The organism is Lysinibacillus sp. FSL L8-0126, from assembly GCF_038630385.1.
GTDB lineage: Bacteria > Bacillota > Bacilli > Bacillales_A > Planococcaceae > Lysinibacillus > Lysinibacillus fusiformis_D.
On the sequence record NZ_CP152028.1, the window covers coordinates 3,509,555 to 3,524,583 of the forward strand.

Consider the following 15,029-nt stretch of genomic DNA (forward strand, 5'->3'; position numbering starts at 1 on the left):
GTACTACTATAAATACTTGCAATGATCGGTATTTTTCAGGCATGATAGTTCTTAAAAGAAAAAGGAGTATAGGCTATGACAACAAAATTACAGAAGTTAACGCAAAATATCTTATCATCTCAAGGGAAATTAGAGGCAGATTTCATACTGAGAAATGCTCAAGTGGCCGATGTTTATACGTTAACGTGGAAAAAGGCAGACATTGTTGTGAACAATGGTACGATTGTGGCACTGGATCACAACCACAAATTTCAGGCAAAAGAGGAACAGGATGCAGCAGGAAGCTACGTCATTCCTGGATTAATTGATGGTCATATACATATAGAATCTTCCATGCTAACGCCGGGGGAATTTAGTCGAGTTTTACTACCTCATGGTATTACCACAGTCATCACAGATCCACATGAAATCGCCAATGTCGCAGGAGCGGAAGGCATCCAATTTATGCTCGATGATGCACAAAAAGCGGATATGGATATTTTTGTGATGCTGCCATCAAGCGTACCTGGTACACAGTTTGAAAATGCAGGTGCAACACTAACAGCTCAGGATTTGGCGTCATTTCTAAAACATGAACAAGTTCGTGGCTTGGCAGAAGTCATGGATTTTCCAGCCGTATTAAATGGGGAAGAGGGCATGCTTCAGAAAATTTTATTATCACAGCAAGCAAACCTAGTAATCGATGGGCATTGTGCTGGCTTACAGAGCGAACAAATTACAGGCTATCGCGCTGCAGGCATACTGACAGATCATGAATGTGTGACAGCCGAAGAAGCCATTGATCGTGTAGAGCAAGGGATGTATGTACTGATTCGAGAAGGCTCAGCAGCTAAAAATTTACGTGATTTATTACCGGCTGTTCAGCCACATAATGCTCGTCGCTTTGGTTTTTGTACAGACGATAAATATGTGGATGAGTTAATCGATGAAGGTAGCATCAATTATGATATAGCTATGGCAATAGCCGAAGGGATGACACCATTACAGGCAATCCAGTTAGCAACTGTGAACACAGCAGAATGCTATCGTTTATTTGATCGAGGGGTACTTGCCCCAGGCTATAAGGCAGATTTTGTGTTAGTCGAGGATTTGTCGACGATGCAGGCAAAGGCTGTATGGAAAAATGGTCGAAAGGTTGCTGAAAATGGAGAAATGCTGACAAGTCGTCAAGAGCTAATTGTTCCTGCTCATATCCACCAATCAGTGCATTTACCAGCCATTACAAAGGATAGGCTACAACTAGCTTTCACAAAGGGTACGAAGGCTAATGTTATGGAGATTGTTCCAAATCAGCTCATTACCAATCATGTAGTAATGGATGTACCTGTGAAAGAAGGCGTTTTTGAACCATCTGTAGAACAAGATTTACTGAAATTGGCCGTAATTGAACGACACCATCATTTACACACGACAGGCCTAGGCATTGTCAAAGGCTTTGGTTTACAAAAAGGGGCAGTAGCCACAACCGTAGCACATGATTCACATAATGCCCTTGTCGTAGGGACAAACGATGAGGATATGATACTTGCGCTTGCACGCATTCAAGAAATCCAAGGGGGCTTTGTGATTGTAGCAGATGGCAAAATTCTAGCGGAGATGCCATTAACCATTGGCGGCTTGATGACAGATGCCCCTGCTCAGCAAGCAAAGGAACAGCTAGCAGGCTTGCATAGTGCATTAAAGACGCTCAACCCAACATTAGATTTCCATTTTCTACTGACGTTTTCTTTTGTGGCATTACCAGTCATTCCTGCACTAAAACTAACAGATACAGGATTATTTGATGTGACAACCTTCCAGCACATCTCTGTAGAAGCATAGACGAAAACGACCTAATAGCTTAAAGCTTTAGGTCGTTTTTGTATTTCGTGTTGATCTAAGTAGCTCTGAGACATCTTTTATACTTCCGATAATTATATATTTAGTAATCTTTTTGATAAAAATAAAAAACAGACAACATATTTCATTGACTGTTTTAGGATCTATTATTCTTTTAAAACACTAGGTTTATCGAAAGAAACAATATCTATTATATGGTCAAGACAAACAATTTGGTAATGAATTAGGTCTTTGTAGGAGTATATTTCCTGAGCAATTGTTCCATTACTTACAAAATCTAAATAGGTAGACTTTGAGAATAAACGTACTGAATGACCAATAAATTTATCTTCTGAATTTACAAAATGAAATGACTCATCGAAAACAGAATAGGCTACATACGAATCAAATTCTATATGTATCACTGGTAATGTCTTATCAATTTCAATTGGGTTGACATCATATAATGTATATTCACCAACATTTACATCCTCGCTTTTAGAACTGATAGAAGCTCTTTTAATAGAAATTCTCAATGAATTCGTACCAGGCTCTACTATATTATCTAAAAAAACAAAACCTTTTTGCTGTATCAAATCCTCATAGTTCATCAAATCACCCTTCCATATTTATATATAAGGTTTTGGTCATTTTATAATTTGAAATTTAAAATGTCAATAATAAAATAGTTGATAAAGGATAAAAAAATATTGTTTTTCGATAAAAAATAATTGTCTTAGAATATATTTTAAGCTTCTGATTGTAGGTGGCAGGATCTGAATTTTGCACACTAAAAATAGTTAAATGAAGGAATAAAGTAATGACGAAATATATGATTGCTTCAACACCAATTAGATTAGGTGTACTTAGTTTTTGATTTTATGGTGATAGGGAGTAATGTAGCTCTGGAAGGTATTCTAATAGGATTTTTATTGGATTTGTTTGTGTAATTGGCACAGAGATAAATTCTTAAAAAAGGGGAATTGCGGGAAATGGTAGTTAAGCAGTGATTTTATAAATTGTTAATGGCATCTGATAAAATGCCTAGAGCCGTATTTGGAAGATAAGCAAATTCCAAATACGGTTCTTTATGTTGATTATATAAAATTATTGTTACGTGATACCGCCGCTATAGCATGAATCAAAAGTTTTAGGGTTACAATATTCATTACTTTATTTTTTTATCTTTCATTGTCCAGTCGTTGTGCATAATATCTTGAAGAACATTTTTCAGTTGTATAAATTGCTGCTCTGAGATATTTGATTGTTGCATTACTTGTCGTGACACTTCTGGTAGCATACAACGGACATTACTGCCTTCTTTTGATAAATAAATTTGCATTTGTCGTTCGTCATCCTTGGAACGCTCACGACAAATATAGCCCTTCGCCTCTAACTTTTTGAGCAACGGTGTTAATGTACCTGAATCTAAAAATAAACGTTGTCCCAATTCTTTCACTGTTATTTGTTCGTTTTCCTCCAAGGCTAATAAAGAGATATAACCTGTATAAGTTAGATCATATGGCTTTAATAATAATGTGTATTGTCGAATGATTTCCTTTGATGTGGCATACAAAAGAAAGCACAGCTGATTATCTAAATGATTAGGCATAAAAATCCCCTCTTTAAGTTCTTCTCATTACATTTATATTAAAAATAAAGTTCCTACTTGTCAAACGCAATTAAATTGTGTACAATTCGATTTGTAAAAATTAAATTGTGTACAATTTAAAATACTAATATAGATATGGGGTTTTCGGTTATGAAAGAATTATACTCAACTACAATGATTAATGATGGTGGGCGTAGTGGCACATCATATGCAGAGGATCAATCACTCTCTTTAAAAATTGCACCACCAGGCTCAAAATTAGCTAATGTGACAAACCCAGAGCAATTATTTGCGGCAGGTTATAGTGCCTGCTTTAATAGTGCATTAGATTTAATTAAACGCCAAAAAAAACTAAACAACGCATCAACAATTAAAGTAACAGTCAAATTAATGGAACAAGCTACTTTTGACTATGTGCTTGCTGTTGACATCGAAGGACATATTGAAGGATTAGCATTGGAAGAAGCACAGGAATTATTAGAGTTAACACATACAGTGTGCCCATATTCAAAGGCAACGATGGGAAATATCAATGTAATAATTAAAGCAGTTTAAATTTTTTTGAAAAAGAGGGAAATGACATGTTATCAACTACACCATTAAAACAAATTATGCAGGAGCGAAAATCAGTTCGTAAATACAATGCTAATACTAAAATTTCTCGTGAAACAATAGTGCAACTGTTGCAAGATGCTACTTCAGCGCCTTCTTCAAGTAACATGCAACCATGGCGATTTATTGTCATTGATGATAGGGAAATTCAAAAGAATATTAATTTCTTTTCGTTTAATCAAGAGCAAATCGAAACAGCCTCTGCCATTATTGCTGTCATTGGTGATACTGAAATGTATTTAAATGCAAAGGAAATCTATGCAAAAAATGTGGAATTAGGCTATATGCCAGAAGAAATTGCCAATAAGCTTGCTCAAGACGCATTAACAATGTATGGCTCAGCTTCGGCAAAAACATTAGAAAATATCGTACACTTTGATGCTGGCTTAGTTTCTATGCAAATAATGCTATTGGCGAAAGAAATGGGTTATGATACAGTTCCAATGGGTGGGTTTGATAAAGCTAAATTTGCTGAGTACATGGAATTACCTGCGAATGAAGTACCTATACTATTATTAGCAATTGGTGAAGCAGCTGCACCAGCTTATGGCTCTTCACGTCTTTCAATTGATCACATTGTAAGGTTTAATAAATAATGTTAGAGAACGACTCACATTAAAAAATAGCCAAAACAAAGGCTTCATAATATGATTTGATTTTAAAAGGGGAGGGTGAAAGCTCTCCTTTTAGCGTGCTTGAAAGTAATACTTGTTTCTTTTCCATTTAGCAACCTCTTTATAATCAATTTTTTCGATCTATTTTATCGAAATAATCATCTTTATCGATTTGTAAAATCATAATAAGATATAAGCATTCGGAAACAATAGTAGGGAATTTTAAGGAAGAGGAAGAGGGGATAATCAATATGTCAATAGCAGTTATTTACGGTGGAAATCGTCCGAATGGGAATGTAGAGACACTGACAAAATTAATCACGCAAGGCTTAAATGTTGAAGAAGTTTATCTAAAGGATTATGTCATTCAACCAATAATAGATAAGCGACATGAAGAGGGGGGATTTTCCGAAGTAAACGATGATTATAACGCCATCATAGATCGTATACTCCCGCATGATATTCTTGTTTTTTCGACCCCTATTTATTGGTATAGCATGACAGGGGCGATGAAAAACTTTATTGATCGGTGGTCACAAACTTTAAGAGACCCAAATTATCCCAATTTCAAAGCAATGATGTCTTCTAAAAAAGCCTATGTAATTGCAGTTGGTGGAGATCAACCTTATATGAAAGGTTTACCAATGATTCAGCAGTTTCAACATATCTTTGACTTTATTGGCACAACCTTTGAAGGGTATATTTTAGGAGAAGGAAACAAACCAGGAGATATCCTTCAAGATTTAACAGCGTTGTCTGCAGCTGAATGTCTTCGAAAAGAATTACAATAGCATTTTGTTTCTGATGTATGTTAGCTACTAAAAAAGATCATTTATGCTCTTATGTTAAAGACATATAAAGAATAGAACAAAATTTTCTCCCGCGATTTAAAAACGGATTTGGACGATATGTAGCTTCCAAATCCGTTTCTTTTTATTTGATTAAAGGTTCTTTTGTTGTCGCTCGGTTTGACAAAATCGATTACCATGTTTTTTAAAATTCTCTCGAGCATCAGAAAGTCATAACGTCGTGACGTAAATCATAGATAGGTTCAATGTGTAAATCCTTGGCTATATAAATTGTCGTGTGGTATACACCTGCTAACATGATATCTGTTCATTATTCGACATTGCTTTGTTGTCCAGAATTTACGATGAATCATGAGACGCAACTTCTTTCTTTCAACTACTAACTAGTGTAAACTGGATTTTACTATCGATTTTTATGAATGTTTCGGTAAAATCTATCGGAAAATTCGAATGAAGGGGATTAAGTGAATGGATATGAAGCAGCTCCAAACGTTTTTAACGGCATCTGAAACATTAAGCTTTACCCAGACAGCACAGCGTCTCGACTATGCCCAGTCCAGTATTACAGCCCAAATTAAAACATTAGAACAAGAATTGGGTGTTATTCTTTTTGAGCGGCTAGGAAAACGCATTGTCCTGACAGAGGAGGGGAAACATCTCCAACAGTATGCAAAAAAAATGCTAGAGCTAGATCATGATATGAAAAAAGCGATGTCCAACGAACAGGCGCAAGTTGTCTTAAAAGTGGGGGCACAGGAGAGCCAATGTGTCTATCGACTGCCAACTATTTTACAACAATTTCAACAGGCGCACCCGCATGTGAAAATCATTTTTAAGCCAGTGCATACGACAGACATTGCGAAGGAATTATTACAAGAAGGCAAACTCGACGTTGCATTTATAACAGATACATATCAGGAAACCGCCATGCTACAGCGAGAACGATTGATTCAAGAACAGCTTGTTTTTGTCAGTGCCTCTAAAGAAATCAGGCAGCCTTTATCTGCTCAACAACTATCAATTGAAACTATGCTGTTAACAGAAACGGGTTGCTCCTATCGGAACCATTTAGAAGCACAGCTACAGCAAGAAGGTGTCTTGCCTTCACAAATGATTGAGTTTGCCAGTATTGAGGCGATAAAGCAATGTGTGATGGCAGGCTTAGGTATCACGTTTTTGCCTAAAATGGTTGTAGAAAAAGAGTTGAAAAGTGGAAATTTAGTGGAGCTACCGTCCTCAATCGACCTAGCGCCCATTTATACAGATATTGCATGGCATAAAGATAAGCATATGCATGCCTATTTACAGGATTTTATTGCTATAGCCAAGCTTTGCTATGAAGCATTTGGCAATGAAAAAAGAGCCTGAATGAATCAGACTCTGTTGCAAGCTATTGCTTCTTTAATGTACCAGAGAAATTAGTGCTTTCATTACGCTCTGCACGGCAATCAATCTCGGACACTTTCAGGGCGTTATTAGATAAACGCTCTACCTCGACGACACAACGATTGCCATTAGAGGATTTATTCATGATGGCTTTCGTACTGCTTGTGATCGTGGCGGTACCATTGACACTACCTGAAGCAGTGCCATCATTCGCTGTTAAAGCAAGAGAAAAGCTGTTGTTTGTGGCATTGGAAATGATGGCATCGCGGCGGTTAAAATCATTTGTTCCTTTTCCCCATTTATAATAATACGTATAAACGCCTTCCCAGGCACTCTTACTAGGGGTATTTTGCTGTAATGATTTATCGAGCTGGTTTTGAGCATTTTTCGCTCTTGTACTTAAAGATACATTGTTGGCATTATCATGAATGGACTGTGCGTCCGCTGAAATTTCATAAAAATTTCGTTCATCCATACGATAGAGCATCGTGACAACTTGTGCACGTGTCATATTGTTCATTACGCCATAAAACTTCTGTAAATTTCGATCTTCATACTGTGGATTTTGCCCTGAAGAAATATAGGTATCAAGTAAAAATTGAATAGATTGATCTAACCCTTTCTTCCCGCTAGCTAAATGAGCAATTGCTTGTGCCACGACACCGCGCTTCACAGTAGCCGCTCGAATTCGGTTATCAAAATAACCATTTAAAGGTACACCATAGCTAGCGAGTTGGTTATAAAATTCATCCGACCAGTTTGCCGTAGGGGTCTGTTTCTTTAACTCATCGATGGGTGATTCAAGCTCATAAAAATTAGCTAGCAATTTGGCCAACTGCTGTTCAGTAATCGTGGCATTTGGTTTAAATGTACCATCTGTAAAGCCGTTGACAATATCATACTCTTCTGCCCATACAATCGCTTCATAGGCATAATGATCCTCTGATACATCTCGAAAGCCAGAAGCTTGTACATTGCCTGCACTGGCTACAATCAGAATGGAAAATAATAAGGTACATACTAATTTTTTCATTCGTCGTTTTCATCCTTTCTTGCTCGCTTTAGTAATAGTTTGCAGGAAATGGATAAAAACTGCAAATTTTTCTAGCACAAAAAATAATCGCTGTCCCTTGTGGGGAAGCGATTATTTACGATGTAATTATTGGGCTGTGTAGCCACCATCTACAGTTAATGTGTTACCTGTCATAAAGGTTGAATCATCACAAGCCATGAATAAAACAGCTTTTGCCATTTCTTCTGGTTGTCCTAAGCGTTGCATAGGTGTTACTTGACGTAGTGGCTCCTTGCTTTCTTCTGGAATAATCGGTGTATCAATAAAACCCGGGCATAGGGCATTGACACGAATACCACGAGTAGCAAACTCCAATGCTAATGAACGCGTTAAATTAATAACGCCCCCTTTTGCTGCATTATAGGCGGCTGATCCTGGTGAGCCAACCCAACCATACATCGAAGCCGTATTAACGATTGTACCGCTATTCACTTTCAGCATTTCTTTAATGGCAGCCTGCGCCATTAAAAATACACCATCTAAATCTACATTGACAGTTTGACGCCATTCCGCATAAGGAAGCTCCTCAGTTGGTGTGACACGACCAATTCCAGCATTATTAAAAAGGACATCGATTTTGCCAAATGTCTCAATTGTTGTTTGATAAATAGCTGCTACTTCATTTTCATCTGTTACATTTGCTTTGATAAATATAGCCTTTGCACCAGCTGCCTGTAATTCGGCAGCAAAGGCTTGGCCTTTTTCCTCGTTTAAGTCCACAAGTACTACTTTTGCGCCTTCTGCTACAAATAATTGAGCGGTTGCGGCACCAATACCAGAAGCACCACCTGTAATGATTGCGACTTTATCTTGTAATTTCCCCATATATGACACTCCCTTAAATTATAATTTTTTCTTGCACACTGCGTAAATGACGGTGTACTTTTATTGTAAAACGCTTGAAATTGGAAACAATCATTAATGTCGTAGCAAGTGTCTAACTAGTAGACATATTTGCCCGAAATGTCTAAAGGGGAGGAAGTAAAATTGCCAAAATGGACACAAAGACAGGAAAGAACCCGTCGTCATTTTTATGAGGCGTTTGTCGAATTAATTAAAAAGCATGGGTTTCAAGCCTTGACAGTGAAGGATATTGTGGAACGAGCTGGCTATAACCGTAGTACTTTTTATGTGCATTTTCAAGATAAATTTGAGTTAGCGGAAAATTTGCTCGAACAGATGTTGAATGGTCTGGAAGTCGCAGTAGGTGAACCTTATTTATATGGGGAAAAGGTGTATACGACGAAATTGAAAGCACCGTCCTTTAATATTATTCATTATATTTACAAGCATCGACTATTTTTCGAGCTGCTGAATGTTGAAGATACAATTCCTGGATTGCATACACGTATGCCCCTAACCATTACAAAAATATATCAAGAGCAATTTAAATTTGAAACGATCAATCAGCAGCCAGTCAATATGGACATGTTCAAGCATTATACTTCATACGGTTTTTATGGATTGATGATGCAATGGATTGCAAGTGGTTATGAAAAATCGGAAGACGCTTTAATTAAGGATATTATCGAACTAACTAAAACTCATATTTATGCATTTGAATTTATAGGGAAGCCACTGGAAAAAGAAGAGTGAAAGGTTTGTATAATATATTTTGCATTTTTATAAAAAATCTCTAATGAAATAATTAGGGATTTTTTTGTTTGGGCGAAATTATATTTTCTTAATGAAAAAAAATTTTCAAAAGAAATTTTCATAAAAAGGTTGAATTATTTTTGTTTTAAGCATATATTTTTCCTAAGGGAAACAAAATATCTGCAGAGAAAGAAGAGTGCGTGTATGAAAGATTTAGGTGATATCAAACTGACAATTTTTCCAATGGTCATTTTAATCCTTCTGGCAATACTATGGAAACTCACAGATTCTGTAGGGGCAGGCATAGTGTTAATACTTTTCTGGATGAGCTGGCGCCAGCTTATTAGGAAAATGAATATAAATTAAGCGATTGTATGAGAAAAATCGGTGATGTGAACGACAGCAGTTGCTAAAAGGCGGGCATGACAGGAAAGGTATGGCTTGTCCGCTAACTCACTACTTCGTACATATTAGCTATTTTTCAAGCAATCACTAAAAAAGAGAAAGATGAGGTAAAAAAATGAAACAATGGTTAGGTGTAATGGTACTATCACTCTCCCTTCTATTATTCGGTTGTTCAACTGAAACAGAGGGAAAGAAAGAAGGCATTGTTGTCGCAACAACTGGACAAATAGCCGATGCAATCAAAGAAATTAGTGGCGATCATTTACAAGTATCAGCATTGATGGGCCCAGGGGTAGATCCCCATTTATACAAGGCGACACAAAGTGATTTATCGAAATTGGATAAAGCAGAAGTCATTTTTTACAATGGCTTACATTTAGAAGGCCAAATGCTCGATATTTTTGAACAAATGGCGAAGGACAAAACGGTTTTAGCAGTAGGCGAGACATTAGATGAAAAGCAGCTCCTTGCAAGTGACGATGATTCGATGCTACATGATCCACATATATGGTTTGATATTGAGCTATGGAAAGGCGTTGTCAAAGCAATCAGTACACAACTTCAGGAAGAATACCCTGAATTTAAAGATGATTTTCAAACGAATGAAGCATCTTATCTAAAGAAGCTGGATGATTTACAAAGCTATGCTCAAAACCGTGTGAACGAAATACCACAACAGCAACGAATCTTAGTAACTGCTCATGATGCGTTCAATTATTTTGGTAGAAGCCAAGGGTTTGAAGTACGTGGTTTACAAGGGCTTAGTACAGATTCAGAGTATGGTGTTAAGGATGTTCAGGAAATGGTTGATTTTTTAGTAGAAAATAAGATTAAAGCTCTCTTTATAGAATCGAGTGTATCCGATAAAGCGATGAAGGCTGTTATTGAAGGGGCTAAAGAAAAAGGTCACGACATTGTCATCGGTGGGGAATTATTCTCAGATGCCATGGGTGCTGAAGGAACAACGGAAGGTACATATATTGGTATGTATCAACATAACATCGACACAATCGTCGATGCATTAAAGTAGGTGAATGGTATGGATGCATTAACAGTAGAAAATCTATCAGTAGCATATGATAAAAAAACAGTATTAGAGAATGCCTGTGTGACGGTACCTAAAGGTCATCTAGCGGCCATTATTGGTCCGAATGGTGCAGGGAAATCAACCTTTTTAAAGGCCATTTTAAATCAACTTCCTAATAAAGTAGGAAAGGTTGAAATTTTAGGGAAGGTGTTTGAGCCGAAAAGTTTAGTTGTTGGCTATGTCCCTCAGCGTAATGCTGTGGATTGGGATTTTCCTACAAATGCGCTGGATGTAGTGCTCATGGGACGTTATGGCCATACGGGTTTATTTAAAAGACCATCCAAGCAAGATAAAATTGTTGCGCGACAAGCGTTAGCAAGCGTTGGGATGCTGGATTTTGCAGAGCGCTCCATCGGACAATTGTCAGGAGGTCAGCAGCAGCGTGTATTCCTAGCTAGAGCACTTGCTCAAAATGCAGATATTTATTTTTTAGATGAACCATTTGCAGGTGTAGATGCTGCGACTGAAAAAACCATTATTGATATTTTAAAAGATTTAAAGGCACAGGGAAAAAGTATTTTTGTCGTCCATCATGATCTTCAAACCGTCAAAGAATACTTTGATTATACAATTCTATTAAACAAAACGATTTTAGCATCAGGTGCAACAGAAGATGTTTTTACACCAGAACAATTACAAAAAACGTATGGTGGTAAACTATTCATGATGCAGCATGCGTAAGGAGGGACACAATGTTAAGTGGTAATTTATTGTGGGTACTTAGTGGAACAATGCTATTGGGCATTGCAGCTGGTATAACAGGCACCTTCTCCTTCTTGCAAAAACAAAGCTTAGTTGGTGACGCTGCGGCACATGCAGCATTACCAGGTATTGCGCTCGCATTCCTGCTAACAGGTCAAAAGGAATTGCCAGTTTTAATGCTAGGAGCGGGCATCACATCTGCATTATCTGTGTATTGTATACAATGGATTGTATCGTTTTCAAAAATGAAGGCTGACGCTGCCATTGGTTTAGTCCTCACTGTATTTTTTGGTGTTGGTGTAGTATTTTTAACAGTTGTCAACCGTAGTCCACTTGGTAATCAAAGCGGTCTGAATAATTTTATTTTTGGCAAGGCAGCGACGATGACCAAAGCGGATTTAATGTGGCTGTTTATTAGTGCAACCATTATTATAATGGTTAGCCTCTTACTCTATAAGGAATGGAAGCTACTCATCTTTGATCCTGTATATGCAAAAGGGATTGGCTTACCGATTGAGGCTTTAAAGGCAACCTTAACAGTTTTAATTGTGATGACAATTGTCACAGGTATACAAGCTGTCGGCGTCATATTAATGTCTGCTTTATTAATTATTCCTGCTGCAAGTGCCAAGCTATGGACACAAAAATTAAGCACGATGCTTATTTTGAGTGCCGCGATTGGCGGAATTGCTGGCATAACAGGAACTTTTATTAGTGCGATTCGAACAGGGTTATCGACTGGTCCGATTATCGTCTTAGTAGCAGCAGGAATATTCTTTATATCGTATTTTATTAGTCCTGCAGGTCAAATTAGTAAATATCGTAGAAAAATGCAATTTCGAAAGCAGGGTGATGTAGGATGATCGAATTTTGGGTTGTATTCACAGGATTATTAGTTGGTGTGACATGTGGGATTGCAGGTGTCTTCCTCATCTTGCGTAGAATGTCCATGATCGCAGATGCCATCAGTCATACGGTGCTCTTTGGTATTGTGATGGCCTATCTTGTTACCCAGACATTAAATGGCTTTTGGATGCTTGTAGGCGCTGCGTTTGCAGGAATTTTAACAGCCTACCTTGTGCAACTATTGCATTCTTCTGGCATTCAAGAAGATGCCGCAATAGGGGTGGTCTTTACCTCCTTGTTTGCGGCAGGTGTCCTTCTGATCACCTTATATGCCGGCAATGTCCATTTAGACGTTGAACATGTTCTAATGGGGGAAATTGCTTTTGTACCTTGGGATAAATGGACACTGCTTGGGCTAGCGATGCCTAAGGCCGTGTGGATGTTGTTACTCGTCCTAGTAATTAATATTGCCTTCTTGCTATTATTCTTTAAAGAAATGAAGCTTGCCACTTTTGATCCTGTGTATGCGGCTACTATTGGGATTCCCGTTGTATTTCTTCATTATGGCTTTATGACATCCATTTCGTTCACGACTGTTGCGGCATTTGATAGTGTAGGGGCCATTTTAGTAGTGGCCATGTTAATTGGGCCAGCCGCCACTTCCTATTTAATTAGTAAGACGATTAAGCAAATGTTTGTCTATAGTATGCTCTTTGGTGCTGCTGCTTCTGTTATCGGCTATTATTTAGCGAAGTTTTGGGATACTTCTATAGCTGGTATGATGGCGACAACGGTAGGGTTAATATTTATTGTGACGTTCATCAGCCAAAAAATAATCGAACGTAGAAAAAAAGCACTTGTTCATAAGCTAGAAATGTCTTAACGAAAAACACCGTTTGATGCGCTCATCAAACGGTGTTTTTTCTTTATAGATGGAAGTTCAAACTTTTGGATGAGTATTTCAGTTAGGAAAAATAGTATACTCATTAAGAAATGCTAGAAAGAGAAGGCTTAGATTCTAACAAATTTTTCTATATTTTTATGTACGAATATTTAATAGTTTGTTACGATAAATTTTATTGAAGAAACAACAAGGAGAACAGCATGTGGAGAAATCGAAACGTATGGATTATTTTATTAGGTGAATTTGTCGTCGGACTTGGCCTATGGGCTGGCATTATTGGAAATCTAGCCTTTATGCAAGAGGTAGTACCTTCAGACTTTCACAAATCATTAATTATTTCCTGTGGTATTTTAGCAGGCTTGGTCGTCGGTCCAATGGCAGGACGCATCATTGACCAATCGAAGAAAAAAACGGTTGTCCAAATGGCAAGTATCGGACGAATCATTAGTGTTTTATTTATGTTTATCGCACTTTATACCAATTCGGTTATTTGGATGATTCTTTTTTTAATTACGTTGCAAATAGCAGCCGCATTTTATATGCCTGCCTTGCAATCGATTATTCCAATGATTGCGAAGGAACAAGATTTAATTACGCTTAATGCTTGGCAAATGAATGCCAGAACCATTTCAAGAATTGTTGGCACAGCCGCAGCAGGGTTTATGTTAAGCTTCTTTGACTTAAAATGGCTATATATTATTTCATTTATTGTCTATGTGATCATGTTTGTTATTACAAGCTTACTGCAATTAGATGAAACGACAAATGCAACACTGACACACAAAGATAAAGGAAACTTTAAAGAAGTATGGCCTATGGTGAAGGAGCATCCGGTCGTCCTGATGACACTCGTCTTAATGTTAATTCCCACATTATTTTTAGGCTCTTTCAATTTAGTCATTATGAAAATTTCTGAAATCCATCAATCAACAACCATCTCAGGATTGTTATATACAGTCGAAGGCATTGGCTTTATGCTAGGTGCTGCAGGCTTAAAAATAATTGCTGAACGTGTACACATGGGCACACTGCTCTTTTCATTAGCCTTTATTATCGGCTCAATGGAGCTATTATTATTACTGGCGGAAATTCCTTTTTTTGCTTTAGTGGCATTTGGGGTCTTTGGCTTTTCAGTCGGCTGTTTTTTTCCGACAACGATGGTTATTTTCCAGAAACAAGTACCGAAACAGTTCCACGGACGTTTTTTCTCATTCCGTAATATGATTGATTCGGTCGTCTTCCAAGTCGTGCTCTTATCTACAGGGATGATGCTAGATTTAATCGGTTTAAGTGGCATGGGGCTTATTTTCGGGATTATTAGCTTAGGTTTAACAACTACTTTCTTACTCTATTCTAAAAAGAAGAAAGTGGTTATGCATGCGTATTAATTCAATGTAACCCATGCTCTACACCAATACCTCTAGCGATATAAGGGTGGTGGCAGATGAAAGGAACTGTCTATGAAATGAGGACGGTTCCTTCTTTATTTTATAGATTCAATTAATCTTGATTGGTATGCATAGAATACCTTGAAGATGATGGCACTTTAAAAGGGATATTTACATA

15 protein-coding genes are annotated in these 15,029 nt (G+C 37.4%); 11 read left to right on the top strand and 4 right to left on the bottom strand.

Translation table 11 applies throughout. The annotated features are described in order from the left end of the window. The first annotated feature begins 75 nt into the window (after nt 1-75). Entirely contained in the window at nt 76-1,821 is a 1,746-nt protein-coding gene (gene ade, locus MHI34_RS17040; RefSeq protein ID WP_058844558.1) for an adenine deaminase, read from the top strand. Nucleotides 1,822-1,985: 164 nt separating this feature from the next. On the opposite strand, the gene MHI34_RS17045 is transcribed toward ade, so the two are convergent. Together MHI34_RS17045 and MHI34_RS17050 are read right to left on the bottom strand one after the other, a co-directional pair. Further along, nucleotides 1,986-2,429 carry a hypothetical protein gene (locus tag MHI34_RS17045; RefSeq protein ID WP_340809158.1) on the bottom strand — a complete coding sequence of 148 codons (444 nt, stop codon included), beginning with the start codon at nt 2,427-2,429 and terminating at the stop codon, nt 1,986-1,988. Nucleotides 2,430-2,986: 557 nt separating this feature from the next. Continuing rightward, a complete protein-coding gene (locus MHI34_RS17050; RefSeq protein ID WP_342504480.1) occupies nt 2,987-3,436 on the bottom strand; it encodes a MarR family transcriptional regulator in 450 nt (149 codons plus the stop codon). 144 nt (nt 3,437-3,580) lie between these two features. Here MHI34_RS17050 and MHI34_RS17055 point away from each other — a divergent pair, with 144 nt between their 5' ends. The 4 genes from MHI34_RS17055 (at nt 3,581) to MHI34_RS17070 (ending at nt 6,833) form a co-directional block, all read left to right on the top strand. Next, a complete protein-coding gene (locus tag MHI34_RS17055; protein WP_036126965.1) occupies nt 3,581-3,985 on the top strand; it encodes an Ohr family peroxiredoxin in 405 nt (134 codons plus the stop codon). A gap of 26 nt (nt 3,986-4,011) precedes the next feature. After that, nucleotides 4,012-4,638, top strand: a complete 627-nt coding sequence (locus MHI34_RS17060) for a nitroreductase family protein (protein ID WP_340809157.1) — start codon at nt 4,012-4,014, stop codon at nt 4,636-4,638. A gap of 269 nt (nt 4,639-4,907) precedes the next feature. Then, nucleotides 4,908-5,447: a flavodoxin family protein gene (locus MHI34_RS17065; protein WP_089932594.1), complete on the top strand. Its 540-nt coding sequence runs from the start codon at nt 4,908-4,910 to the stop codon at nt 5,445-5,447. Nucleotides 5,448-5,933: 486 nt separating this feature from the next. Continuing rightward, nucleotides 5,934-6,833 carry a LysR family transcriptional regulator gene (locus tag MHI34_RS17070; RefSeq protein WP_101966751.1) on the top strand — a complete coding sequence of 300 codons (900 nt, stop codon included), beginning with the start codon at nt 5,934-5,936 and terminating at the stop codon, nt 6,831-6,833. A gap of 22 nt (nt 6,834-6,855) precedes the next feature. Here MHI34_RS17070 and MHI34_RS17075 read toward each other — a convergent pair whose 3' ends face one another. Together MHI34_RS17075 and MHI34_RS17080 are read right to left on the bottom strand one after the other, a co-directional pair. Beyond that, nucleotides 6,856-7,884, bottom strand: a complete 1,029-nt coding sequence (locus MHI34_RS17075) for an S-layer homology domain-containing protein (RefSeq protein WP_036126958.1) — start codon at nt 7,882-7,884, stop codon at nt 6,856-6,858. A gap of 126 nt (nt 7,885-8,010) precedes the next feature. Then, nucleotides 8,011-8,748, bottom strand: coding sequence for an SDR family NAD(P)-dependent oxidoreductase (locus MHI34_RS17080; protein ID WP_089932596.1), 738 nt, complete (start codon nt 8,746-8,748; stop codon nt 8,011-8,013). Between the two features lie 162 nt (nt 8,749-8,910). On the opposite strand from MHI34_RS17080, the gene MHI34_RS17085 reads away from it, so the two are divergent. The 6 genes from MHI34_RS17085 to MHI34_RS17110 all read left to right on the top strand — a co-directional run bounded on the left by MHI34_RS17085 (nt 8,911) and on the right by MHI34_RS17110 (nt 14,851). Further along, nucleotides 8,911-9,519, top strand: coding sequence for a TetR/AcrR family transcriptional regulator (locus tag MHI34_RS17085; protein WP_089932598.1), 609 nt, complete (start codon nt 8,911-8,913; stop codon nt 9,517-9,519). A gap of 520 nt (nt 9,520-10,039) precedes the next feature. Continuing rightward, a complete protein-coding gene (locus tag MHI34_RS17090; RefSeq protein ID WP_036126954.1) occupies nt 10,040-10,954 on the top strand; it encodes a zinc ABC transporter substrate-binding protein in 915 nt (304 codons plus the stop codon). A gap of 9 nt (nt 10,955-10,963) precedes the next feature. Further along, nucleotides 10,964-11,692, top strand: coding sequence for a metal ABC transporter ATP-binding protein (locus MHI34_RS17095; RefSeq protein ID WP_036126951.1), 729 nt, complete (start codon nt 10,964-10,966; stop codon nt 11,690-11,692). A gap of 11 nt (nt 11,693-11,703) precedes the next feature. Continuing rightward, nucleotides 11,704-12,576, top strand: coding sequence for a metal ABC transporter permease (locus MHI34_RS17100; protein WP_036126949.1), 873 nt, complete (start codon nt 11,704-11,706; stop codon nt 12,574-12,576). Then, nucleotides 12,573-13,442, top strand: coding sequence for a metal ABC transporter permease (locus MHI34_RS17105; protein ID WP_089932599.1), 870 nt, complete (start codon nt 12,573-12,575; stop codon nt 13,440-13,442). Before MHI34_RS17100 ends, MHI34_RS17105 begins: the two co-directional genes overlap by 4 nt. 221 nt (nt 13,443-13,663) lie before the next feature. Then, nucleotides 13,664-14,851 carry an MFS transporter gene (locus tag MHI34_RS17110; RefSeq protein ID WP_036126945.1) on the top strand — a complete coding sequence of 396 codons (1,188 nt, stop codon included), beginning with the start codon at nt 13,664-13,666 and terminating at the stop codon, nt 14,849-14,851. Nucleotides 14,852-15,029: the final 178 nt, after the last annotated feature.

Bases quoted from the DNA above. Each gene is read 5' to 3' on its own strand.
- MHI34_RS17045 (WP_340809158.1), bottom strand. From the start codon at position 2,429: ATGAACTATGAGGATTTGATACAGCAAAAAGGTTTTGTTTTTTTAGAT.
- MHI34_RS17095 (WP_036126951.1), top strand. From the start codon at position 10,964: ATGGATGCATTAACAGTAGAAAATCTATCAGTAGCATATGATAAAAAA.
- MHI34_RS17065 (WP_089932594.1), top strand. From the start codon at position 4,908: ATGTCAATAGCAGTTATTTACGGTGGAAATCGTCCGAATGGGAATGTA.
- MHI34_RS17080 (WP_089932596.1), bottom strand. From the start codon at position 8,748: ATGGGGAAATTACAAGATAAAGTCGCAATCATTACAGGTGGTGCTTCT.
- MHI34_RS17060 (WP_340809157.1), top strand. From the start codon at position 4,012: ATGTTATCAACTACACCATTAAAACAAATTATGCAGGAGCGAAAATCA.
- MHI34_RS17105 (WP_089932599.1), top strand. From the start codon at position 12,573: ATGATCGAATTTTGGGTTGTATTCACAGGATTATTAGTTGGTGTGACA.
- MHI34_RS17110 (WP_036126945.1), top strand. From the start codon at position 13,664: ATGTGGAGAAATCGAAACGTATGGATTATTTTATTAGGTGAATTTGTC.
- MHI34_RS17070 (WP_101966751.1), top strand. From the start codon at position 5,934: ATGGATATGAAGCAGCTCCAAACGTTTTTAACGGCATCTGAAACATTA.
- MHI34_RS17100 (WP_036126949.1), top strand. From the start codon at position 11,704: ATGTTAAGTGGTAATTTATTGTGGGTACTTAGTGGAACAATGCTATTG.
- MHI34_RS17090 (WP_036126954.1), top strand. From the start codon at position 10,040: ATGAAACAATGGTTAGGTGTAATGGTACTATCACTCTCCCTTCTATTA.
- MHI34_RS17075 (WP_036126958.1), bottom strand. From the start codon at position 7,884: ATGAAAAAATTAGTATGTACCTTATTATTTTCCATTCTGATTGTAGCC.
- MHI34_RS17055 (WP_036126965.1), top strand. From the start codon at position 3,581: ATGAAAGAATTATACTCAACTACAATGATTAATGATGGTGGGCGTAGT.
- ade (WP_058844558.1), top strand. From the start codon at position 76: ATGACAACAAAATTACAGAAGTTAACGCAAAATATCTTATCATCTCAA.